At 66.8% G+C, this 22,001-nt stretch carries 20 protein-coding genes; 9 read left to right on the forward strand and 11 right to left on the reverse strand.

The genetic code is table 11. The features are described 5' to 3' along the window. Positions 1–13: 13 nt before the first annotated feature. The 7 genes from ACFWPH_RS00265 to ACFWPH_RS00295 all read right to left on the reverse strand — a co-directional run bounded on the left by ACFWPH_RS00265 (position 14) and on the right by ACFWPH_RS00295 (position 8,408). Positions 14–925 (reverse strand): TIGR03619 family F420-dependent LLM class oxidoreductase, encoded by a 912-nt coding sequence (locus ACFWPH_RS00265; protein ID WP_378747217.1) that lies wholly within the window; start codon positions 923–925, stop codon positions 14–16. Continuing rightward, positions 922–1,842: an alpha/beta hydrolase gene (locus tag ACFWPH_RS00270; protein WP_378747218.1), complete on the reverse strand. Its 921-nt coding sequence runs from the start codon at positions 1,840–1,842 to the stop codon at positions 922–924. The genes ACFWPH_RS00265 and ACFWPH_RS00270 overlap by 4 nt, the downstream gene beginning before the upstream one ends. Beyond that, on the reverse strand, positions 1,839–3,521 hold the full coding sequence (locus ACFWPH_RS00275) for an OB-fold domain-containing protein (protein WP_378747219.1): 1,683 nt from the start codon (positions 3,519–3,521) through the stop codon (positions 1,839–1,841). Before ACFWPH_RS00275 ends, ACFWPH_RS00270 begins: the two co-directional genes overlap by 4 nt. A gap of 139 nt (positions 3,522–3,660) precedes the next feature. After that, positions 3,661–4,857, reverse strand: coding sequence for an acyl-CoA dehydrogenase family protein (locus ACFWPH_RS00280; protein WP_378747221.1), 1,197 nt, complete (start codon positions 4,855–4,857; stop codon positions 3,661–3,663). A 15-nt stretch (positions 4,858–4,872) separates the two neighbouring features. Continuing rightward, a complete protein-coding gene (locus ACFWPH_RS00285) occupies positions 4,873–5,919 on the reverse strand; it encodes an acyl-CoA dehydrogenase family protein (protein ID WP_378747222.1) in 1,047 nt (348 codons plus the stop codon). Positions 5,920–5,947: 28 nt separating this feature from the next. Then, positions 5,948–6,781, reverse strand: a complete 834-nt coding sequence (locus ACFWPH_RS00290) for an amidohydrolase family protein (RefSeq protein WP_378747223.1) — start codon at positions 6,779–6,781, stop codon at positions 5,948–5,950. Between the two features lie 4 nt (positions 6,782–6,785). Further along, positions 6,786–8,408 carry an AMP-binding protein gene (locus tag ACFWPH_RS00295; RefSeq protein WP_378747225.1) on the reverse strand — a complete coding sequence of 541 codons (1,623 nt, stop codon included), beginning with the start codon at positions 8,406–8,408 and terminating at the stop codon, positions 6,786–6,788. A gap of 555 nt (positions 8,409–8,963) precedes the next feature. Here ACFWPH_RS00295 and ACFWPH_RS00300 point away from each other — a divergent pair. Next, complete coding sequence (locus ACFWPH_RS00300) at positions 8,964–9,782, forward strand: enoyl-CoA hydratase/isomerase family protein (protein ID WP_378747226.1); 819 nt, start codon at positions 8,964–8,966, stop codon at positions 9,780–9,782. 59 nt (positions 9,783–9,841) lie between these two features. On the opposite strand, the gene ACFWPH_RS00305 is transcribed toward ACFWPH_RS00300, so the two are convergent. After that, a complete protein-coding gene (locus ACFWPH_RS00305; RefSeq protein WP_378747227.1) occupies positions 9,842–10,735 on the reverse strand; it encodes a phosphotransferase family protein in 894 nt (297 codons plus the stop codon). Between the two features lie 2 nt (positions 10,736–10,737). Then, positions 10,738–12,063, reverse strand: a complete 1,326-nt coding sequence (locus ACFWPH_RS00310) for a helix-turn-helix domain-containing protein (RefSeq protein ID WP_378747228.1) — start codon at positions 12,061–12,063, stop codon at positions 10,738–10,740. Between the two features lie 361 nt (positions 12,064–12,424). On the opposite strand from ACFWPH_RS00310, the gene ACFWPH_RS00315 reads away from it, so the two are divergent. Next, positions 12,425–12,748: a hypothetical protein gene (locus ACFWPH_RS00315; protein ID WP_378747230.1), complete on the forward strand. Its 324-nt coding sequence runs from the start codon at positions 12,425–12,427 to the stop codon at positions 12,746–12,748. A 113-nt stretch (positions 12,749–12,861) separates the two neighbouring features. Here ACFWPH_RS00315 and ACFWPH_RS00320 read toward each other — a convergent pair whose 3' ends face one another. After that, the gene (locus tag ACFWPH_RS00320) at positions 12,862–14,097 is read right to left on the reverse strand and encodes a cytochrome P450 (protein WP_378747231.1); all 1,236 of its coding nucleotides are present in this window, start codon (positions 14,095–14,097) and stop codon (positions 12,862–12,864) included. A gap of 157 nt (positions 14,098–14,254) precedes the next feature. Here ACFWPH_RS00320 and ACFWPH_RS00325 point away from each other — a divergent pair, with 157 nt between their 5' ends. From ACFWPH_RS00325 to ACFWPH_RS00355, 7 genes are all read left to right on the forward strand, one after another. Next, positions 14,255–15,040 carry a coniferyl-alcohol dehydrogenase gene (locus tag ACFWPH_RS00325; RefSeq protein ID WP_378747232.1) on the forward strand — a complete coding sequence of 262 codons (786 nt, stop codon included), beginning with the start codon at positions 14,255–14,257 and terminating at the stop codon, positions 15,038–15,040. Positions 15,041–15,232: 192 nt separating this feature from the next. Then, a complete protein-coding gene (locus tag ACFWPH_RS00330) occupies positions 15,233–16,444 on the forward strand; it encodes a cytochrome P450 (protein ID WP_378747233.1) in 1,212 nt (403 codons plus the stop codon). Between the two features lie 25 nt (positions 16,445–16,469). Next, positions 16,470–17,234, forward strand: a complete 765-nt coding sequence (locus ACFWPH_RS00335; RefSeq protein WP_378747234.1) for an SDR family NAD(P)-dependent oxidoreductase — start codon at positions 16,470–16,472, stop codon at positions 17,232–17,234. Then, positions 17,234–18,487: a CaiB/BaiF CoA transferase family protein gene (locus tag ACFWPH_RS00340; RefSeq protein WP_378747236.1), complete on the forward strand. Its 1,254-nt coding sequence runs from the start codon at positions 17,234–17,236 to the stop codon at positions 18,485–18,487. The genes ACFWPH_RS00335 and ACFWPH_RS00340 overlap by 1 nt, the downstream gene beginning before the upstream one ends. Then, on the forward strand, positions 18,484–19,284 hold the full coding sequence (locus tag ACFWPH_RS00345) for an enoyl-CoA hydratase/isomerase family protein (protein ID WP_378747237.1): 801 nt from the start codon (positions 18,484–18,486) through the stop codon (positions 19,282–19,284). The genes ACFWPH_RS00340 and ACFWPH_RS00345 overlap by 4 nt, the downstream gene beginning before the upstream one ends. A 110-nt stretch (positions 19,285–19,394) precedes the next feature. After that, on the forward strand, positions 19,395–20,540 hold the full coding sequence (locus ACFWPH_RS00350; RefSeq protein WP_378747238.1) for an RNA-guided endonuclease InsQ/TnpB family protein: 1,146 nt from the start codon (positions 19,395–19,397) through the stop codon (positions 20,538–20,540). A 116-nt stretch (positions 20,541–20,656) separates the two neighbouring features. Next, positions 20,657–21,361 carry a TetR/AcrR family transcriptional regulator gene (locus ACFWPH_RS00355; protein ID WP_378747239.1) on the forward strand — a complete coding sequence of 235 codons (705 nt, stop codon included), beginning with the start codon at positions 20,657–20,659 and terminating at the stop codon, positions 21,359–21,361. On the opposite strand, the gene ACFWPH_RS00360 is transcribed toward ACFWPH_RS00355, so the two are convergent. Then, positions 21,358–21,996 carry a DUF5753 domain-containing protein gene (locus tag ACFWPH_RS00360; protein ID WP_378748190.1) on the reverse strand — a complete coding sequence of 213 codons (639 nt, stop codon included), beginning with the start codon at positions 21,994–21,996 and terminating at the stop codon, positions 21,358–21,360. The two genes, ACFWPH_RS00355 and ACFWPH_RS00360, sit on opposite strands and share 4 nt — an antisense overlap. Positions 21,997–22,001 lie beyond the last annotated feature (5 nt).

The raw sequence follows: 22,001 nt of genomic DNA on the forward strand, positions 1-22,001 counted from the left end.
GTTTGCGAGACGGCTACCGGCGGTCGAACGCCGCACCGAAACCGTCGATGAACTCTGTGGCCTTGCGGGGGCTCGAACCGTCCACGTGCACCACCGCCGAGGTGGCGCCGCGGCGTTCGAGATCGTCGAGGAATTCCCGGGCGGCGCGGACCGATCCGCAGTCGCCGATATCGAAATGCGGACAGACGACCTGCACCTCGACCGTCTCCGGTGCGCGGCCGGCCTCGGACAACCGGCGCCGCAACGTATCCACGGCGCTACCGAACTGGCCGGGGTTCTCGATCGGCTTGGTGCGGATCGCGGCCGCCATCGACGCGTCGGCGATGATCGGCATCCAGCCGTTGCCGTGCCGGACCACCCGCGCCAGCGCGGCCGGGCCGTTGCCGCCGAGCCAAATCGGCGGATGCGGGCGCTGGACGGGCTGCGGCAGCCACACCGGTCCGGTGGCCGCGAAATCCTGGCCGGTCACCGGGTGTGCGGGGTCGGTCCAGATACTACGCAGCGCTGCCAGCGCCTCGTCGAGCAACTCCGCGCGCCGCTCGTGCGCGACACCGACGGCACTGAACTCCGAACGCAGGTAACCGGCACCCACGCCGGCGATCAACCGGCCGCCGGAGACGATATCCAGGCTGCCCAGGGCTTGCGCCGCCAGATAGGGGTTGTGGAACGGCAGCACGTACAGATTGGTCATGAGCCGGATACGCCGGGTGACGCCCGCCATGAAGCTCAGGGCCGCGATCGGGTCGAGGGTGTTGTGGCCACCGTTGCGGCGCCATTTCAGCGACGGGGCCGGATGCTCGCTCAGCGCCACCGCCGCGAACCCGGCCCGCTCAGCGGCCACCGCGACCTCGCGAATCACCTCGGAGTGCAGGAATTCCCCGGCGGAGCCCGGAAGTTCACTGGGGTATTCGAGTACATACTTCATGATGTCGGCTCCTCGGCGCAGCGGTCACCCGCCGGACCGCCGCGCATACAGTCCTCGACGAACGAGAACACACTGCGGTGATAGGACTCGGCGGCGTAACTCACGCTGATGTTGTGACCGGTATCGGGTTGCCGGTGGGTCACGAAGCGGGGGCACGCGGTGAAGAAGCCGGTGATCTCGGCGAGTGCCTCCGGGTCGCAGCGCCATACCTGTTCGTACTCCGCGTAGCTGAATCGCACCGGCACCTGAATCCGCGGGGCGAGCCGGGGGAAGTCCGCCGGCCACTCCCGCACGACCGTGCTCTCGTAGGGCGGTGAGGCCGACGAGACCGCACGCCCGCCCACGAGTTCGGGTGGATAGACCGCTTCCGGATGCCACAGCAGATCCCGCACGGCCGTACTTCTGCGGGTCCGGCGGACCTCGTCGATCCGGCGCAGTGCTTCCGGGTGTTTACGCCGGCCGGTGCCGGCCAGTTCGACACCGAGCAGGGAGCTACCGCGGGGATCGGCGGCCATGTTCACGGCGAGGTCGCAGCCCGCGGAATGAGCCATCAGGAAGACGCCCGCGCCCCGTGGTTTCGCGCCGAGCAGCGCGTCGATCGTGCGGTACGTCGCGTCGGCGCGTCGATCCGGTGCGTCGAACGCGTCCCCGTAGGGCTCCGACGCACCGTATCCCGGACGGTCCAGCGCCAGCACGGTGAAACCGAGCCGGGCGCCCAGCCGCAACAGCGAAAGCCGCGGAAAGCCGGGCAGGTCGAAGTATCGCGCGGTAGTCGCGCCGCCGTGCACGGCCACCACGACCGCCCGCGGCCGATCCACCTCGGCGCACCGGGCCGACATCGGAATACCGTCGACCTCGACGATCCGTTCGACGACTGCCGGCGGCCCCGCGCGCAGGCCGGCCTCTTCGGCTTTCACCGATCCGCCCGTAACAACAGCACACCACTGGGGGTGAGCCCGCCGCTGCTGGCCACCGCGACCCGGGCATCGGGGACCTGGCGCGGTCCGGCATCACCGCGCAACTGGACGATCGCCTCGTGGATCAACCCCATGCCGTGCGTCCGGCCGTGCGACAGCTGCCCGCCGTGGGTGTTCAGGGGCAGCACTCCGTCACGGGCGATGTTCGTGCCGCCCTGCAGGAAATCCTTGGCCTCGCCGATTCCGCAGAAACCGAGGGCCTCGATCCAGGACAGGCAGTTGAAGGTGAAGCCGTCGTACAGTTCGGCCACATCGACGTCGCCGGGACGCAGGTCCGTCCGCGACCACAGATGCGCGGCCTGGCCCAGTACCTGTGGTTCGTGGGTCGGTGTGCTCTGGTCCCATTCGAGCCGTTCGACGAGCTGTGTGCCCACCGCCTCGACGAGCACCGGTGGCCGCGCGAGATCGCCCGCCGTTTCCCGGGCCGAAACGATCACCGCGACCGCGCCGTCGCACGGTACATCGCAGTCGTAGAGCCCGAACGGTGTGGTGATCGGCCGGGCGCCGAGGTAGTCGTCCATGGTGAGCGGGTCGCGATAGACCGCCGTCGGATTCAGCGCGGCATTGGCGCGCTGGTTGAGCGCGATCCAGCCCAGGGTTTCCCGATCGGTGCCGTAGCGGTGGAAATGCCGTTGCGCGGTCTGTGCCAGAGTATGCGCCGCGGAGATTGCGCCGTAGGGGGCCAGCCACGGATCGGAGATACCCGCGGGTGGCCCGATCTTCCCGGCCTTGACCAGCTCCGCGTAGGTCGATTCCCAGATGGTGCGGAAGCACAGCACATGCCGGGCGAGCCCGCCCGCGACCGCGAGCATGGCCGCGATCAACGATCCGCCCGGGCCGAAGGTTTCGGCACCACCGTTGAACCAGGACGGCCGCAGGCCGAGGGCGCTTTCCACCGCGGTGACACCGCCCTCGGTGAACGGGCCCAGCGACCCGGCACCAGGATAGGTGGACAGGCCGTCGATATCGTCGAGTTCCAGTCCGGCGTCGGCGACTGCCGCCCGGCAGGCCTCGAGCGTCAGCCCCAGCGGGTCGGTCATGAGCCGGCGCCCGATCCGCGACATCCCGATCCCGGTGAGCGCGACCTTGTCCTCGAACTTCTCCTGTTTCGGCATCCGCCGGATGTGTTCGTGCGCCGCGGCGGGCTCGAACTCACCCGCCGGTAATTCGGCCGGTCCGTCCCCACCGCGGACCGGCCGGAACAGCGGCAGCCATACCTCGCCGGCCTTCTCGAACACCACCTCCATCCGCATCCCCAGCTGCAGATCGGCGGGGTCGCAGTCGACCGGGTTGGTGGTGAGCCGGACACGTGAATCGTCCTCGAGCGCGACCTGCGCGACGACATAGGGCCGGGGCAGTCCGGGCACCGCGAAGCGGTGGTTCACCGTGAAACCCATGAGCACCGCGTAACCCGATACCTCCCGCACACCCATCCGGTCCGCCCGGCAGTACCGGCACACCGGTTGCGGCGGATGGATCAGGGCGGAGCAGGACAGGCATTCCTGGATGCGGAGCTTGCCGTCGGCTCCCGAGGTCCAGTAGAACTCGGTCTGTGGCGTCACGGCGGGAGGACGGCGCAGACCGTCCTCCGGGTCGGTTCCCGATTCACCGCCGGCCATTGCCGCACTTCGTCTCCGCCGATGTGACCGGCACCGGCCACGTGGTGCCGTCCACGGTGTCGTCGGCGTCTGCCACCCGTGCGCCGACTGCGGGTCGAGGCATATCCCATACTCCTTCGTTGGTTTCCCGCGAAGCCCGTCAGGCAGCCTTCGGCTTGGCCGGCGGCGAGTAGTTCGGCCTGCCCAGTCCGAGTACGTGCTGGGCGATCATGTTGCGGAAAACTTCCAGCGTGCCGCCGTAGATCCCGCACAGCGGCGCCCAGCGGTAGATGTATTCCGCTCCCCCGTCGTCGGCGGCGCCTTCGGTCTCCACCGGCAGGGCCGCGGCGGGCCCGAGCAGGTCCATCAGATCCGGTGAGATATCGCGCATGGCCTGCGCGATGGCGACCCGGCCGAACATATGCGGTGCGGACAGCGCCGCTTCCATCCGGGCGACACTGCGCCCCAGCCGGTACGCCACGGAGGCGTCGTCGAGCAGCCGGCTCCCGTCCGGGCGCGGTTGCGCCGCCAGAGCGGCGATCCCGTCGACCGCCACCGCCATCATCGCGCCCTGGTGGGTCATGATCGATACGTCCTGCAGCCCGTCGCCCGCGGCGTCGACCACACCGTGCTCGGTGTTGAGCGGGCCCATCAGCACCGACCAGCCCCCGTTCACCTCACCGAGGCGATACTTGTCGTCGACCCGGACATCGCTGTAGTAGACGATGTTGGTGCGGTCGCCGTCGACGGTGCGGATGCCCTGGATCTCGATACCGGGAGTATCGAGCGGAACCAGGAACATGGTCAGGCTCTTGTGTTTCCGGGCCTCCGGGTCGGTATTGGTGATCAGGAAGACGTACTGGCAGTTGTGCGCGCCCGTGGTGAACATCTTCGAACCGTTGATCACCCACTGATCCCCGTCGCGTACCGCACGCGTCTTACAGGTCGCGACATCGGATCCGCCCTCGGGTTCGGTGTAGCCGAGGCACAGCCGCACCTCGCCACTGGCCACCCTCGGCAGCACCTCTTCCTGCAGTTCGGGCGAACCGTAGTCGCGGACCGAGCCGAGCACGATCGCGGTGGTACCCCAGGTCACCCACGGCACCCGGGCGCGCCGCTTCTCCAGATCCCAGATGCGGCGCCGCAACCGGTTCAGCCCGCCGTCGGCCGGTTTGCTCAGTTCCGCCGTCAGCCAGCCCTCGGCGCCCATCGCCAGGTGGACGCCTTCGTCGAAGTTGTCGCCGGTTTCGCGATCCCGGCGGCGGACCTCGTCGGTGACATGGGTGTCGAGGAACGACCGGGCGCGGTCGCGGAAGGCCTGGTCCTCGTCGGACAGTTCGACCAGTGAGAAGTCCATCGGTGTACTCCGTTTCTAGCTCTGGGCCGCGGCGAACAGTTCGGCGGTGCGTGCCGCGGCGGCGGCAGCATCACCGCCGGCCAGCGGCCAGCCCTTCGCCCGCAGCAGGTAGGCGCTGGCCGCCGACTCCGCCGCGACCCCCAGCCCGCCCTGGACATGGACGGCCATGGTGGCCGCCCGGGGTGCCTCCTCGGCCATGTATACGAATGCGGCCGGCGCAAGGGCGCGCTGGGCCTCGGGCTCGCATTCGAGGAACCAGGACGCACGCCTTGCCAGATTGCGTGCCCCTTGCACGGTGATGGCGATATTGGCCAGCGGATGCGAAATACCCTGCAGCGTGGAGATCGGGACCCCCATCGTGTACCGGGTGGTGGCGAATTCCGCGGCGATACGTAGCGTTTCCTCGACCAGGCCCACCAGCGCCGCCGCCGTCAGGACCCGCCATTCGTCGAGCGCCCGGTCGTGCTCTGCGATCGCCTCCGCACCGGCGGCCAGCACGGTGCGCCGGTCGGCCGCGGCCGGATCGATCCACGCCATCGGCAGCCGGCCGATATTGTCGACGCGGGCCGGCCGGGTATCGAAACCGAGGCGCACGATCTCGTCGCCCTCGCGGATCACGATATGGTCGGCGACCGCACCGGCAGGTATCAGCCGGGCGCCGGCGGCCACCCCGATCCGGGGTTCCAGTCCGACGAGCTCCCGGCCCTCCACGATCGCGGCATCGCCATCGGAGTCCAGCGCGCCCAGCCGCGCCAGCAACCGGGACGCACAGATGTGGTCGATCCACGGGACCGGGGCGATGGCACGGCCGAGTTCCTCCGCGACAAGTGTCAGATCGACCAGGGTCGCGCCGTCACCGCCCGCGGATTCGGGCAGCGCCATCGTGGTCGCGCCGGTACCGCACAGCTGCTCCCACAGGTTCTTGTCGAAACCGGTGGCCTCGGCGGCCCGGACGACCTCCAGCGGGCAGCGGGTCTTGAAGAATTTCGCGTAGGTGGCCTGCAATTCGGACTGGTCTTCGGAAAGGCTGTAGTCCTGGCGGCGCAATTCATAGCGATCCATTTGCGTGCTCCTTGGTCTGGTGCGCGACTCAGTCGTCGGCGGATCGGTCGCCGAAAAAGAATTCCTGCGCGTTGTTGTAGAGGTAGTTGTCGAGGACGTCGCCGGGAAGGTCGAGAGCCTCGGCTTCCGGGATCACGCGGCGCATGGTCAGCACCGGCCAGTCGGAGCCGAAGATCACCTTGTCCTTACCCCGGGTCCGCATGAAGTGGATCAGGCTCTCGGGCAGGCGTTTCGGCGACCAGGCCGAGGTCATCAGCCGCAGATTCCGGTATTTCATGAGCAATCGGATCGCGGTGTCCCACCAGGGGTCGGCCCCGTGGATCATGCACAGCCGCAGCTCCGGGAAGCGGTAGCAGATCCGATCGAGGTAGATCGGGTTCTGCACCTCACCGGGAATCGGCGGGCCGGGCAGACCGGTGTTCATGCACAGCGGCAGGTCCATTTCCGCGCATTTGTAGTACAGCGGGTAATAGACCGCGTCCGTGGGCGGATATTGGCCGTCACCCCAGAAGCTTGCTCCCACAGTGGTATAGGCGACGGGAAGGTCTCGCACCAGCGCCTCGAGTTCCCGCAGGGCCGGCACCGGGTGCAGCAGATCCACACCGTTGACCGCGAGATGAAATCGTTCCGGATGAGCCTCGGCGAATTTCCGTGCGGTCGCCGACGGCTTCTTCATGGAATACATCAGGATGGCTTTTTCGACGCCCTGCTCGTCCATCTCCTCGAGCAGCGCCCCGAGTTCCACCTGTTCGTACAGGTTTTTCGGGCCTTTGAAGTAGTCGTCGCGGACCTTCAGCATCCACCCCGGCTGCTCCTGTTCGCCGAAATGCACATTGACCAGGCAGTCGATGACCTTGCGCATGAGGTCAGACCTCGCTTTCTTCCGCGACCGGTACGGTCACGCGCCGGGACGCCCAGCGGTAATCGGGTTTGCCGTTGCCGAGCCGTCTGATCTCGGTGACGAAGATGATCTCCTTGGGCACTTTGAACCCCGCCAGCCGCAATTTGCAGGCTTCGCGCAGCACCAGTTCTGTGATCTCGAGGCCCCCCGAGATACACACGAGAGCCACGACTTCCTGTCCCCAGCGCGGGCTCTGCCGCCCGACGACCAGCGCGTCGTGCACGCCGGCCTGGGCCCGCAGTACCTCTTCGACCTCTTCGACGAAGACTTTCTCGCCACCCGTATTCACCACCAGCGAATCCCGGCCCAGCAACCGCAGGGTCCCGTCGGGGGCAAGGGTGGCGCGGTCGCCGGGGATGGCCAGCCGGCAGCCGTCGATCACCGGGAAGGTGCGCATCGTCGCCTCCCGATCGTCGAAATAGCCGAGCGGGACGCGACCGGTGCGCGCCGCCCAACCGATCTCGGGATCACCGGGCTCGAGGAAGCGGCTGCGATCCTGCGACACCGCGGTACCACCGGGCATGGGCGCGAACGTATCGACCTCCGCGCCTTTACTGCTACGGCCGAAACCCATCCCACCGGTTTCCGAGGAGCCGTAGCCTTCGACCACGGTGGCGTGCGGAAGCAGTTCGAGCAGTTCGTGCCGGTGCACCGGATTCGTTGCGGCGCCGCCTGTTCCGATGGCCATGAGCGAATCGAGGTCGTAGTGCCGCGCCCGCAGCTCGCGGACCAGCGGGCCGGCGTAGGCGTCGCCGACGATGGTCATCAGCGCGGCCCGCTCCCGCTGCGCCGCCGTCAGCGCGGTGCGGGCGTCGAACTTTTCCCGATCGTCGTAGAGCAGGATCGTCTGACCGGCGAGCAGGCCGGCGAACGACGTCCAGATCCCGGCGGCATGCGACAGCGGGGAGACCGCGAACCAGACGTACCCGGTCGCCGCGACCAATTGCGCCAGCGGTTCCAATGATTCGTGGTCGGCGCCGTTCATCGACGAGACGTACATATCGCCCTGCCGCCACAGCACGCCCTTCGGCCGGCCGGTCGTGCCGCCGGTGCACAGCATCACCACATCGTCCGCGGAGGTCTCGATGATGTCGTCCGCGTCGCCGGCGGCGACCGCGTCCTCGAATCGCACCGCGCCCGGCTGTTCGTCGATATCGCTGCCGTCGTCGACCGAAACGAGCAGATCCACTCCGGGGGCGGCGGCAGTCACCACCGGCCCGAACGAGCGGTGGTAGACGACGGCGCTCGGCCGGATATAAGCGAGCAGGTCGGCGATCTCGTGTTCGGTGTAGTGATAGTTGACGTTCACCGGCACGGTGCGCGCCTTCATACAACCGATCATCACGTCGAGGTACCGGTCGTTGCGCATGATGAGCGCGACCCGGTCCTGGCCGCATTCCCAGCGATCCAGTCCCTCCCGCGGCGTATGCGCGCCGAGTCCTTGGGACGCCAGGAAGTTGGCGAACCGGCGGGTCAGCAGGGCCGATTCGGCGAAGGTGGTCCGGCGGTCGCCGCAGACGGTCATGGTGCGGTCCCCGGCCGCCGCCGCGACCGCGTCGAATACAGCCGCGATGCTCCATTCGGTCACCAGGCACCTCCGGTCATGGAGGCCGCGGGACTCACGGGTATGCAGGCAGTGCCGTACACAGTCACTGGGCCTTCTCGGAAGGCATGGCCTGCGGTCGTCGGCCGAAGCGTCGGCGGAGGTATCGCCTTCATGGCAGGTCCTCTCATTTCGTCCGGACAGCGCGCCGGCCGAGCCGGGAACGCGCGGACCCTGCCGCGCTACCTGTCACAACTGAATAGTTGTGCCTACTGTATATCTATCAGTAGGGCTTGGTGCAAGCTTTACCGAAAACCAGACCAGACCATCCACCGGCCGTTCGGGAACGATGCCGCAGCCAACGGCAGCGCCGGACCCGGAAGGGAATGCAGGCCCCGGCCATCTCCACGCCCGGCCAGGACCACCACGACGACCACTGCGCCTCCACTTCGACGCCGGCTGCGCTGCCACAGCAGATCCGAGCGCCGGCGCCGACGTTGCCCCGGCACAATCCGCAGAACCTTTACAGATGCCATTACGGTATGCTCAACGGTATTAACGATAAGCCCAGCGGAGGGCCAGGAAGACGCGGGGAGAGCCTTGAGCGATTACACCCAGACCGCACCCGCAGCGGGAGCGGTTCACCGCCACCAGGACGGTTCGGTACTACGGCTGACCATCGACCGGCCGGCCCGGCGCAACTCGCTGGCGCCGGGCATGCTCACCGAGCTCATCGACGCACTCACCCGGGCGGCGACCGACGAAAGCCTGCGGGTGGTGCATATCGAGGGCGCCGGCACCGATTTCTGCTCCGGCGTGGACTGGGTGGCCACCAACAGCGACAGCCGCCGACCCCGCACCGGCGACCTGGTCCGCCGGATCCCGCATACCGCCAACCGGCTGATCGAGCTCGTGCACACCCTCCATCTCCCGGTGGTGTGCACCGTGCGCGGGTGGGCCGCCGGCATGGGCTGCAACTTGGCCCTGGCCGCCGATTTCACCGTGGCCGCCACCGACGCCGTGTTCTGGGAACCGTTCCTGAGCCGCGGCTTCAGCCCCGATACCGGCTCCACCTGGCTACTCCCCCGGCTCGTGGGGATGGCCCGCGCCAAACGGATGCTGCTGCTCGGGGAGAAGGTCGGCGGCAGCACGGCGGCGGAGTGGGGGCTGATCCACGAGGCTGTCGCACCGGACGAGCTCGAGCAGCACAGCGCCGCGCTGGTGAACCGGCTCGCCGCGGCGCCGACCGTCGCGTTGGGTCTGAGCAAACAGGCCATCCACGACAACCAGGCCGCGAGCCTGCCCCAGGCGTTGACACACGAACTGCTGACCCTCGAACTCGCCTGCCGCACCGCGGACTTCAAAGAGGGATTGGCGGCATTCCAGGAACGCCGCGACCCGGAATTCCGCGGCCGTTGACCATTCACGCCTGGAACAACCTTTGCGCCGGATCGACGCCGTGGTCTCCTCGCAGCGGCTCAGCTGATCGTGTGCCAGACGATGCCGCGGTCGCCGGTGCGCAGTGATTCCACGCGGCGGCCGAGTTCCTGCGCGGCTCGGGGTGTGGCAGCGGCGAGTCGTATGTAGGCACCAAGCGAGTGGTACTCGGTGATATCTCGCAGCAGCCGCCAACCGGGCCATTCGAGCAGGTCATAGCCGTAGCCCTGGACGAACGCCGCGCGGTCGGCACGCGGAGCGTGGAAATGGTCGGGCAGTGTGCCGACGAGGTCGAGTTCGCGTGGGCCGTAGCAGACGTTGTCCCAATCGATGAGCACCCACCTGCCATTGTCCAGCACGATGTTTTCCTCATGGGCGTCGGCGTGTACCAGACCGTGGCCGAGGGGGAACTGAGTCGTATCGAACTGGTCGGTCAGCTCGTCGGATCGACTACGGAGCCAGGAACGGTCCTGTTCGCTCAAGACCGGGCGCGTTCGCGCAGCGTCGACCTGGAGTGCCTCACGCAGCCGTTGTAACGGCCGGTACACCGGGATCCGGAACGGTGGCGCCGGTTGCTTGTGAAGGAGACGAACAAGTTTCGCGACATCGTAGGAAGTGGGTTGGGCAGCAGGGGGCTGATAGGGCCAGATTGTCGCTACCGCACTGCCGGTCAGTACCGGTTGCTCCCCGGGGAGCGGGTTCAGCGTGATCGGCTCTCCTGTCGTGGACGAGAGCCATCGGGTCACCGCGATGCTCGTGACGGCACGGGTGCGGCGCAGAGGTGTGTCCGGGGCAAGGCGGACGACCACATCGCCGACCCGCCAGACAGCATTCGACCGCTGATGCAGGGGCTCGGCCTTACTCGAATACACACCGAATGCACGACAGGCTTTTTCGAGCTCTGCACGGCCGGGTAGCGCATCGTCGACCGCCATTGCTAACCCGCCAGAGACGCGGCAATATCGGCGCGTAGATCCCGCACTTCCGGGACGAAGCGGTGGCGCGCGGCAATGGTATCCAGATCCCGGAGACGGGCGTAACAGCGTTGCGAAGACAGCGCGGTGACCGCCGTGACCGCAGCCTGTCCGATTTGCACCGCTGCTTCGAGGTCTCCGGCTCGGAAATGCGCGGCGGCCAAGGTCGGCAGCACTACGGCCCGGCTGCGCTCGTGCTCGGCCGGATGACCTTCCGCCGCCACAGTCAGCTTCGCGGCTGCGGCTTCGCCGAACTCTCGGCGCTTCAGCGATAGCAAATACAGCGAATGCCCCTGCTGAGCAGCGATTTCCGCGTCGGTAACGACCCACGCCCAAGCCGGGGTCGTACCGTCGCTCGCATCCGCGTACCCGGCTTCGGAGTCGACCAGCGCCCGGCGAGTCGGCTCTGGTTCGCCCAGCGTGGCCCAGCACCAAGCAGTGACCGTGTGGATGTATCCGGCGGTGATGGGCGATACCGGGTAACGGCGACCGGTGGACGTCGCTGCAGCCAACCGGCAGAAGGCGAGTGCATCCTTCGGCCGACGCAGGTGCAGGGCCTGATGGGCCATATCGAGCAGGATGACGACCATCAGGTCGGTGGAGCGGGGGTTGCCCTCGGCGCGTTGGGCGGTGCGCAGAGCGTAGGTCCACAGGCGACGGGCGGCGTTGTGATCTTCGATGTCGTAGGCGAGCCAAGCGGCCATGCTCGCCAGCTCGGCGGTGGCGATCTGCAGCCGCCCTCGGACATACGGCGTGCATACCGCATCATCCAGAGCGGCGACCTGGTGAAGCTGGCTGAGTGCGGCGCTGCGGCACAGGCCACCGCCGTGGGCGAGGTCCCAGCGGCGGAATCCGTCGCTGATGGCTTCGATCGCATCGATGTCGGCGGCGCCGATGCGGGGCCGGGCGACGGGGTCCAGTCGATCGGGCAGGACGTCGGCCAGTCGTTCGAGTTCGGGATGCAGACGTGATCCCAGCGCGGCAGCGGTTGCCAGGGTGACGAAATCTCTGCGGTGCACCCAGTCCACCTCCTCGCACGCCAGGTTACCGGCTGCCGGCTCCGCGGAATCCGCATGGAAGCCGAGTAGTTGCGCGGGAACAGCGAAGACCGTCGAAATACGCGCGACCGGTTTCACACCTGTCAGCCGCCGCGCTCCGGCCTCCACCTCCGATACTCGTGCCTGGCTCAGCCCGAGCAGCGCCGCGAGCTGGGTCTGCGACAGGCCGGTGCACTCGCGGATCGCGGCGAACACCATGCCGAAGTCATGCTCGGACAATGCGGTCCGCATCGATGGGCTGGTGAAGAATCCAGAAGGCAAGGGGTGGCGGAAACCCGACGCTCGCGCACACCCCGCACACAAGCTCGCGGCGTTCTCGATCGCGGCTCCATTCCCGCAGGAGCGGCACTGCAGTCGTTTTCTCATGAATCGACGCTTTCAGCTGGACCGGACGCTGTTTCAGTTCACCGTAGCGCTCGGTAGAGGCCGACGGAATCGAACACGATCACTGTGCGAAAACAGGCAATCCCCGCTGGGGATATCTCCCACGGGGATTGGCAGACAGGCCGATCGTCGCGACGCTGAAGGCGATATCCGGCAGCCGGGCCTACATCCTCCACCGGCGACTATCACCACTACGAGGGGCGACACGATGAAGGATCCGGACAAGCCGCGGCGTGCTATTGCCGTACTGCACAGCGAGCACCACCCCGCAGCATACGAAGAGCTGGTGTGCCGACACAGGCTGAACATCGCCTTCACTGTGCACACCGACGCCCCCGCTGTTTTGGCCGCCCTGATCGCGGTGCAGCACGCGCTCGAACACGTCGCCGACGTAGTGGTGATCCCCCATCTCGACATGCTCGAACCCGGCACCCCGTGGTGGGTGGTCACCGAAGCGGCCGATCTCATCACCGGCACACAGGAGTATCCGCTGTGGTCGGCAGTTACCGCGCAGACAAGACGAAAGCGGTGATCACGCTGGGATTCGTCATCGCTATCGGCCTGCCCCTGGCCGTGCTGATCTTGGCGGTGACACTGCCCGAACATCGGGACAAACGATGACGAGCTACCGCTCGACAGTGATACTCAGGCCAACTCATAGCGGATCGGTAGGTGCTTCAGCCCACCGACGAACGTTGTCGCGATCAATTCGGGTTCCCCGGCCAGTTCGGCCGATTTCAGCCGGGGCAGCAGTTCGGCGAAGAATTTCCCGACCTCCATCCGGGCCAGCGCCGCACCCAGACAGAAGTGGATTCCGAACCCGAACGCCACGTGTTTGTTGGGCTCGCGGTGGATATCGAACCGGAACGGGTCCTCGAAAATTTCTTCGTCGCGATTCGCCGACGCATAGGACAGCAGCAGCGACTCGCCTTCCGCGATCGGCACGCCGTTGACCTCCGCGTCCTGCGCCGCCGTGCGCATGAACGCTTTCACCGGGGTGACCCAGCGGATCATCTCCTCGGTGGCCCGGGGCATCAGGCCCAGGTCGGCGGCCAGCTCTTGGCGCTGTGCGGGATGTTCGATCAGAGCCCGCATTCCGCCGGCGATCGTGGCGCTGGTGGTGTCGTGCCCGGCGGTGGCGATGATCGCGTAGTACGACATGGTCTCGATATCCGACAGTGGTTCGCCGTCCACAGTCGCGTTGGCAATGGCCGAGGCGAGATCGTCCGTCGGGTTCGCCCGCCGGGAATCGGTCAATGTCTTGAAGTAGGCGAACATTTCCGCCAGCGCCGTCATCGTCTCGGTCTCCGACATCGTGCGCTTGTACTCGTCGTCGTCGCTGCCGATCAGTTCCTGCGTGAGTTTGAGCATCAGCGGGAAGTCGGCTTCGGGGACGCCGAGCAGGGACATGATCACGTAGAGCGGGTAGTTGACCGCGACCTCCTGGACGAAATCGCATTCCCCGCCCGCATCCCGCATCTGGTCGACGTAGCGCACGGCGAGCTGTTCGATCCGTTCTCCCATGGCGCGCATGGATTTCGGGCTGAACCAGTCCGCGGCGATCGCGCGGACGATCCGGTGCTGGGGATCGTCCATGTGGATCAGCGTCTTGATACCGACCGCGGCCTGCATCTCGTCCGAGGCGGCGGGCATCAGTACCGGCCGCGGCCAGTTCGTGAACACCTGGTTCGCCCGTTCGACGGCCATCACGTCGGCGTGTTTGGTGATCGCCCAGAACGGTTTGTAGGGGGGCACGTCCACCAGCGACACCGGGGCATTCGCCCGCAGCGAGCTCAGTGCGCTGTGCAATCGGGCCTCGTCGGTGTAGGCGGCCGGGTCCGCAAGTACCTTCGCGGCATCGTCGACGATCGGCATGCTCATATGCGGTTCTTCCGTTCCGTATCTTCGTGTTACTCCTGGTCGGACCCGTCGCCCAGGGGCCGGCCCGGCGCGTTGTGTCGCCCACCAGAGTGATTTATAGTCAGGCTTACTGTCAAGCATTCTATAAGTCGTACCGGGCATTGGAGCGGTGGTAGTCATGTCCTCTGAACAACGCAAGATCGTCGTCGTCGGCGCCGGATCGGGGATCGGCGCGGCGACTGCCGAGCACTATCACAGGCAGGGCGATTACGTCCTCGCGGTGGATCTCCGCCCGAACGACACCCCGGCCTCCCGGCACGAACAGTGCGATCTGCGCGATGCCGCGGCGATCGACGGGCTATTGGATCGCATCGGCTCGGAATGGGATGTGCTGGCCTACGTCGCGGGCGTGCCCGGCACCGCCCCGGCCCACGATGTACTCGCGGTGAACTACCTCGGCATGCGATTGATGGCGGAGGGGATGCTCCCGCGGCTGCGCGAGGGCGGCGCGATCGTCACCGTCGCGTCGGTCGCGGCACTCGGCTGGCAGCAGCGGCTCGAAGAACTCGCCGGCCTCCTCGACGCGACCGACCTGGAGGCGGTCCGGGCCTGGCAGGACGCCCAGGATCCCGCCTACCCGGCGTACAGCACCTCGAAGCAGGCCGCGATCATCCACGCCAAACGCCTGGCACCGGCGACGTGGCAGAAATACGGGGTACGGATCAACACCGTGAGCCCCGGGCCCACCGAGACGCCGATCCTCGGCGACTTCGAGACCAGCATGGGCAAAGATGTCCTCGATATGGTCAAGGCCACGGTGGGACGGCACGCGAGCGTCGACGATATCGTTCCGGTGATCGCCTTCCTGGCGTCGCCGGCCGCGCGCTGGATCAACGGCCAGGACGTGCACGTAGACGGCGGCTTCGTGGCGCCGATAGCGGCGGGCGCGCCGATCCAACTCTGATATCAGCGCCGGAACGTGCCGCCCGCAGCGAACCTTCGGAAGGCGGCGCGTTCCGGACCCATCGCCGACCGATGAGGAATGCCCTCGCACCACAGGAGATTGCCGATGCGGATGAACCCTTTTACTGTATGCATTACAGTAAGTTGAAAAACGCGGATTCCGCAAGGTCCCGACGACGCTAGAGGTGGAGCTGTGAACAGCCCTGTTCAGGACGAATCGACACCGGCCGGGGACGCCCTCGACCTACGTGACCCCTACCCGTACTTCGCCGCCCGGCGAGCCGAGAGCGGGGTTTCACACGGGACGGTGATGGACTATTCGAGAACCCCGGAATCGCTGCGGCCCAAGGACAGCTATTCGGCGTTCTCCTACGACGCGGTCAATGCCGCCCTGCGCAACAGTCAGGTGTTCAGCACCGCGCTCTACGATTCCACGATCGGCGTGTTCATGGGGCCGACCATCCTGGCGATGAACGGCGCCCGGCACAAAGCGCACCGGGGCCTGGTCTCGGCGGCGTTCAAACCGCAATCGCTGCTCACCTGGGAGCCCGAAATCGTTCGGCCGATCTGCGACGCGCTCATCGACGAATTCGCCGAACGCGGCAATGCCGATCTGGTCCGCGAGTTCACCTTCGAATTCCCGACCCGCGTGATCGCCCGGCTCCTCGGCCTGCCCGAAGAGGATCTGCCGTTCTTCCGCAAGGCGGCGGTGGCCATCATCAGCTACGCCGGGAACGTGGGGCGCGCACTGGAGGCGTCGAAGGACCTGCAGGAGTATTTCCTCGGGCATATCGAACAGCGCCGCAGCAATCCCACCGGCGATATCATCAGCGATCTGGTGACCGCCGAGATCGACGGCGAAAAACTCACCGACGAGGCGATCTACTCGTTTCTGCGGCTGTTGTTGCCCGCCGGCCTGGAAACCACCTACCGGTCTTCCGGCAATCTGCTCTACCTGCTGCTGAAGCATCCGGACCAATTCGCGGCCGTGCAGGCCGATCGCCGCCTGCTCACCCCGGCGATCGAGGAGGGGCTGCGCTACGAAACCCCGCTCACCCTGGTGCAACGGTATGTCACCGAGGACACCGAACTCGACGGCGTCGCGATCCCCCGAGGCGCGGTGCTGGACCTGTGCCTGGGGTCGGCCAACCGGGACGAGAACCGGTGGGAGCGCCCGGAGGAATTCGATATCCACCGCCGCCGTATCCCGCACATCAGTTTCACCGCGGGCGCCCATACCTGCCTCGGCCTGCACCTGGCGCGGATGGAGACCCGGGTCGCGTTGGACCGCCTGCTCACCCGCCTGACCGGATTCGAGCTGAAAGACGAAGGCGATCCGCATATCTTCGGCCAGCCGTTCCGTTCGCCCAATGTGCTTCCGGTGACTTTCGATGTCGTCGCCTGAGCCACGGCCCGGGAAGGAGCCCACCATGGCCGGCCGGTACCTGTTCGATCTGTCGGGGCGCTCGGCGCTGGTTACCGGCGCCGCCGGGGGCATCGGTGCCGCGGTCGCCGCAGCACTGGCCGCCCACGGTGCGGCGGTGCTGGTCACCGATATCGATCCGGCGGCCGCAGCGGTCACCGCGGAGAAGATCACCGCGGACGGCGGGCGCGCGGTCGCCGCGGGTCTCGATGTCCGGGATTCCGCAGCTGCTGCCGCCGCGGCCGCTGCCGCCGCCGAACTCGCCGGTGGGACAGTGCATATCGTGGTCAACAACGCCGGGGTGACCGAACCCGCGATGTTCGCGAACACCACCGAGGATTCGGTGCTGAAAATGCTCGATATCCACCTCCTGGGGGCTTTCCGGTGCGCACGCGCCGCGCTGGACTATCTGCCCACCGACGGCACCGGCCGGATCATCAACGTCACCTCGTCGGCCGGGCTGGTCGGCACACTCGGACAGGTGAACTACTCGGCCGCCAAATCCGGGATCGTGGGGATGACGAAATCGCTGGCCAAGGAACTGGCCCGCAAACAGATCACGGTCAATGCGCTCGCCCCGGCCGCCGCGACGCCGATGACCGCCACCATCCGCACCGACCCGAAGTTCGCCGAACAGATGCTGGCCCGCATTCCCATGCGGCGCTGGGCCGAACCCGAAGAGGTTGCCGGGGCGTTCGTCTTCCTCGCCTCCGACGCCGCCTCCTTCGTGACCGGTCAGATCCTGCCGGTCGACGGCGGCCTGGTGATGTGATGGCGGCGGAGTCCGTTCCCGGTCCGCTCAGCGGGGTCACTGTCGTATCGCTGGAACAAGCGGTATCCGCCCCGATGTGCACCCGGGTCCTCGCCGATTTCGGGGCGCGGGTGATCAAGGTCGAAAATCCGCGCGGTGGCGATTTCGCCCGGGAATACGACCACGTGGTGCACGGGCTCGCCGCGCATTTCGTCTGGGCCAATCGCGGCAAGGAATCGGTCGCGCTGAACCTCAAGGACCCCGACGGCGCCGGCGCCCTGCATCGCCTGCTCGACAGCGCGGATGTGTTCGTTTCCAATCTCGCGCCCGGGGCGGTCACCGCGCTCGGATTCGGCACGGACGAGTTGGCCACCCGGCATCCGGACCTGATCTCGATGTCGATCGACGGCTACGGCACAGGCGGCACGCTGTCCCACAAACGGGCCTACGACCTGCTGGTACAAGCCGAATCCGGGGCCTGCGCGGTCACCGGCACGCCCGGCTCGCCGGCCAAACCCGGCCCGCCGATCGCCGATGTCTCGACGGGAATCTACGCGGCGCTGTCGATCGTGACGATGCTCTACGCCCGCGACACTCCCGGCCGGGCGGCCCCCGGCCCCACCTCCGCTTCGGTGAGCTTGTTCGACACGATGGCGGAGCTGATGGGCTATGCGCTGACCTGGTCTCGCCACACCGGAGTCGACCAGGAACCGATCGGGATGGGATCACCGGCGGTCGCGCCCTATGGCGCGTACCCCACCCGCGACGGGCAGACCGTGGTCCTCGGCACCACCAACGACCGGGAATGGCAACGCCTGGCCGGCGAACTGCTCGCCCGTCCCGATCTGGCCCGTGACCCCCGGTTCGGGTCGAACGCCGGCCGGGTCGAACACCGCGCGGAGCTCGACGCGGCGATCGCGCAGTGGTGCGTCGGTCACGATCTGGACATTATCCAGCAGCAGGCGGACGCCGCCGGTATCGGCAACGCGCGGTACAACACCCCGACCGAAGTCCTCGCCCATCCCCATCTGACGCAGCGGCAGCGCTGGCGTCCCATCGAGACGCCCGCCGGTCCGGTGACCGCACTGCTGCCGCCGCCGATCCTCGCCGGCTACGACCCGCCGATGGGCGCGATCCCCGCACTCGGCCAGCACACCGACACCGTGCTGGCCGAAGCCGGATTCGACACCGGCACCCTCGCCGCACTGCGCGATCGAGGTGCGATAGGCCCCGCGGTTCCCGCCGGGGCAGTAGTGGAAAGGACCGTATCGTGACCGATGAGCCTGTTCTGCTCAGTCACCAGACCGGGCGCGTGCGAACGCTGACGTTCAACCGGCCGCACCGCAAGAATGCGATCACCCGCGCGATGTGGTCCGCCCTGCGCGACGAACTTCGTGACGTCACCTACGGCGGCGAGGTGGGTGCGGTCGTCCTCACCGGTGCGGGCGGATCCTTCTGTTCCGGCGCCGATATCGCGGACGCCTCCGGGATGGACGAGTTTCCCGATCCCGCCACGGAGATCCGCGCGATCAACGAGGCGGTGCTGCAGTTGCACGACCTGCCGGTGCCCACGATCGCGAAGGTGCGCGGTGTCGCGGTCGGCGCCGGCTGGAATCTCGCCCTCGGCTGCGATTTCGTCGCCGCCACCCCGGATGCGAGGTTCTGCCAGATCTTCACCCGCCGGGCCCTCTCGCTGGACTGCGGCGGCTCCTGGTTGCTGCCCAAATTGATCGGGCTGCAGCAGGCCAAGCGGCTCGCCATGTTCGCCGACACCGTCGATGCCGCGGAGGCCCGGTCGCTCGGCCTGGTCACCTGGGTACACCCCGAGGACAGCATCGACGATTTCGTCGACGACGCGGCGGCACGGCTGGCGGCCGGACCGCCCACCGCACTCGCGCAGACCAAGTCCCTGCTGAACGACGGCGCCGACCGCACCATGCGGGAAGCGCTGCTCGGCGAAGGTCACGCCCAGCGAATCAACTTGACCTGCCCCGATGTCCTCGAGGCGTTCGCGGCGTTCAGCGAGAAGCGCGATCCGGTGTACACCACCACGCCCCGTGCGGGTGCCTGACCGTGAAACGTAGCGCGCAAGCCCGGTCCTTCAGGGCCGGGATAGCGCATCAACCGTTTCGCGATCAGGGCTCGAGGGTTTGTGTCGGAGGTCGTTGTTACTGTGCGCGGGTGCAGCTTCGGTACAACTTCCGCGTCTACCCGACGCCTCGTCAGCGCACCGCGCTGGCGCAGGCGTTCGGGTGTGCGCGGGTGGTGTACAACGACAACCTCCACGCCCGCGAACACGCGTATGCGGCTGGGGTGACACTGTCGGATACCGAGGTTCAGCGGCGGGTGGTCACCGAAGCCAAACGCACCCACGAGCGGGCGTGGCTCGCGGGGGTGTCGTCGGTGGTGCTGGTCCAAGCCTGTCAGGATGCCCGTGCCGCGTATCGGAACTGGTTCGACTCCCTGTCCGGGAAACGTAAAGGCCCGAAACTGGGTAAACCGCGGTTCCGGTCCCGGAAGGATCATCGGCAGGCGATCCGGCTCACCCGTAACGGTTTCAGTGTGCGGGCGAATCGGAAGTTCTATGTGGCCAAGGTCGGTGAGTTGAAGGTGGTGTGGTCGCGGGATTTGCCGTCGGAGCCGTCGTCGGTGACGATCGTGAAGGATTCGGCGGGCCGGTATTTCGCGTCGTTCGTGGTCGCGGTCGAGGATCGGTCGCTGCCGGAGGTCGACACCGAGGTGGGTATCGATCTGGGGCTGGCGTCGTTCGCGGTCCTGTCGAACGGGCGCAGAATCGACAGTCCGAGGTTTCTGCGGCAGGCCGAGCGCCGGTTGAAGAAGGCGCAACGGTGTTTGTCGCGTAAGCAGAAGGGTTCGCGGAACCGGATGAAGGCCCGGATCAGGGTCGCGAAGGCGCACGCGAGGGTGGCCGATATGCGCAGGGATTTCGCGCACAAGCATTCCACGCGGATTGTTCGCGATAATCAAGCGATATTCGTGGAGGACTTGTGCGTGAAGGGTCTGGCGCGTACGAGGCTGGCGAAGTCGGTGCACGATGCGGGGTGGGCGATGTTCACGCGCATGTTGGACGAGAAGGCTACTCGGTATGGCCGCAGGTTCGCTCGGGTGGATCGCTGGTTTCCTTCGACACGGTTGTGTTCGGTGTGTGGGGTGGTTGGGGAGTCCAAGCCGTTGCATGTGCGGGAGTGGACGTGTGGGTGTGGTGCTGTGCACGATCGGGATCTGAATGCTGCTCGGAATGTTCTCGCCGCAGGGCTTGCGGAGAGTCGAAACGCTTGTGGAGAGGCGGTAAGTCCGGCCGCGTAGCGGACGGCTCGCCTCGGTGAAGCAGGAACCCACCTCAGGGCCGTGAGGTTCAGGGGGAATTCCGGTCGTCCACGGCCGGGAGGAAGTCAACCGCAAGGAAGAAACGAGGTGCCGCTGTGAACAGGAGAGCGACCGGTGTGAAACGCCGGCGGCGGGAACGTGGCTCGCTGAATCCGGAGGACATCATCGACGGTGCCTTCGAACTCGCCGAGCAGGTCTCGATCGACGGGTTAAGCATGCCGATGCTGGGCAAACACCTCGATGTGGGCGTCACCAGTATCTACTGGTATTTCCGTAAGAAGGACGATCTGCTCAACGCCATGACCGACCGCGCGTTGAGCCGGCATGTCTTCGACACCCCGTTCATCGACCCCGCCGACTGGCGGGACTCGCTGACCCACCACGCCCGCACCATGCGCTACGCCTTCCTCGGCAACCCGATCCTGTGCGATCTGGTCCTCATCCGCTCCTCGCTCAGCGCACCCGCCGCCCGCCTCGGCGCCCGCGGTATGGAACGCGCCGTGGCGGCCCTGGTCGAGGCCGGGCTGACCGTCGATCAGGCATTCGACACCTATTCAGCGGTGAACCTGCACATCCGGGGTTCGGTGGTCCTGCAACGGCTGTACGACAAAAACTCCGAACTAGGCGATTCGGCCCGCGCCTACTACGAAGAGATCCGGATCGACCCGGAGAAGACCCCGCTGCTCTCCCAGGCGATGTCGAAGGGCCGCAAATCCGGCGCCCCGGACGAGCACAATTTCGAATACGGCCTACAGTGCATTCTCGACCATGTCAGCCGCCTGATCGACGCCAATCGCTAGAGGCTGGAGCCGCGGCGCGCCATCGCAGCAGTAATCAAATCCCGCGCCGCGCGCCCCGTCACCGCCTGCCCCGCCAACACATCGAACGCCTTCCCGTACAAGGCGATCTCCCGCGGCTGCGTGATCGTCAACTCCGCGGTATGTCCCTCCACCTTCACCATCCGGTCGTCGAACATCATGAAGTTCTCGACCACCACGATCGCTTCCGCAGTCAACGGGACAATCCCGAGTGTTACCCGCGGCATACCGATCATGGATTGCAGCCGATCCAACTGGCCGAGCATCACCTCGTCACCGCCGACCGTCGTGTACAGCGACCGTTCACTGATGATGAAGTGGAACCGGTGGTCACGCTCATACAGGATGTTCTGCCGCGCCATCCGCCGAGAAACACCCTCGTCGATGTCGTTCGGGAGCCGGAAGAACTCGACAACCGATCGGAACTTCGCCTCCGCATATTCCGCGGTCTGCAACAGTCCCGGAATGATCTGTGGTTCATGGTTGCGGATGAGCTTCGCTTCCGCCTCCAGTTTCGCGTACAGCTGTTGCCCGCGTTTCAACCCCGCTGACAGCATCCGCCGATACTCGATGTAGGCGGCATCAATGTTGTGGAGGGATGCCAGCAGGTCGTTCAACTGGT

The sequence above is a fragment of the Nocardia sp. NPDC058499 genome (assembly GCF_042719915.1).
Lineage (GTDB): Bacteria > Actinomycetota > Actinomycetes > Mycobacteriales > Mycobacteriaceae > Nocardia.

Bases quoted from the DNA above. Each gene is read 5' to 3' on its own strand.
- ACFWPH_RS00290 (WP_378747223.1), bottom strand. From the start codon at position 6,781: ATGCGCAAGGTCATCGACTGCCTGGTCAATGTGCATTTCGGCGAACAG.
- ACFWPH_RS00280 (WP_378747221.1), bottom strand. From the start codon at position 4,857: ATGGACTTCTCACTGGTCGAACTGTCCGACGAGGACCAGGCCTTCCGC.
- ACFWPH_RS00285 (WP_378747222.1), bottom strand. From the start codon at position 5,919: ATGGATCGCTATGAATTGCGCCGCCAGGACTACAGCCTTTCCGAAGAC.
- ACFWPH_RS00275 (WP_378747219.1), bottom strand. From the start codon at position 3,521: ATGGCCGGCGGTGAATCGGGAACCGACCCGGAGGACGGTCTGCGCCGT.
- ACFWPH_RS00265 (WP_378747217.1), bottom strand. From the start codon at position 925: ATGAAGTATGTACTCGAATACCCCAGTGAACTTCCGGGCTCCGCCGGG.
- ACFWPH_RS00335 (WP_378747234.1), top strand. From the start codon at position 16,470: ATGGCCGGCCGGTACCTGTTCGATCTGTCGGGGCGCTCGGCGCTGGTT.
- ACFWPH_RS00340 (WP_378747236.1), top strand. From the start codon at position 17,234: ATGGCGGCGGAGTCCGTTCCCGGTCCGCTCAGCGGGGTCACTGTCGTA.
- ACFWPH_RS00305 (WP_378747227.1), bottom strand. From the start codon at position 10,735: ATGGCGGTCGACGATGCGCTACCCGGCCGTGCAGAGCTCGAAAAAGCC.
- ACFWPH_RS00310 (WP_378747228.1), bottom strand. From the start codon at position 12,063: ATGCGGACCGCATTGTCCGAGCATGACTTCGGCATGGTGTTCGCCGCG.
- ACFWPH_RS00320 (WP_378747231.1), bottom strand. From the start codon at position 14,097: ATGAGCATGCCGATCGTCGACGATGCCGCGAAGGTACTTGCGGACCCG.
- ACFWPH_RS00325 (WP_378747232.1), top strand. From the start codon at position 14,255: ATGTCCTCTGAACAACGCAAGATCGTCGTCGTCGGCGCCGGATCGGGG.
- ACFWPH_RS00315 (WP_378747230.1), top strand. From the start codon at position 12,425: ATGAAGGATCCGGACAAGCCGCGGCGTGCTATTGCCGTACTGCACAGC.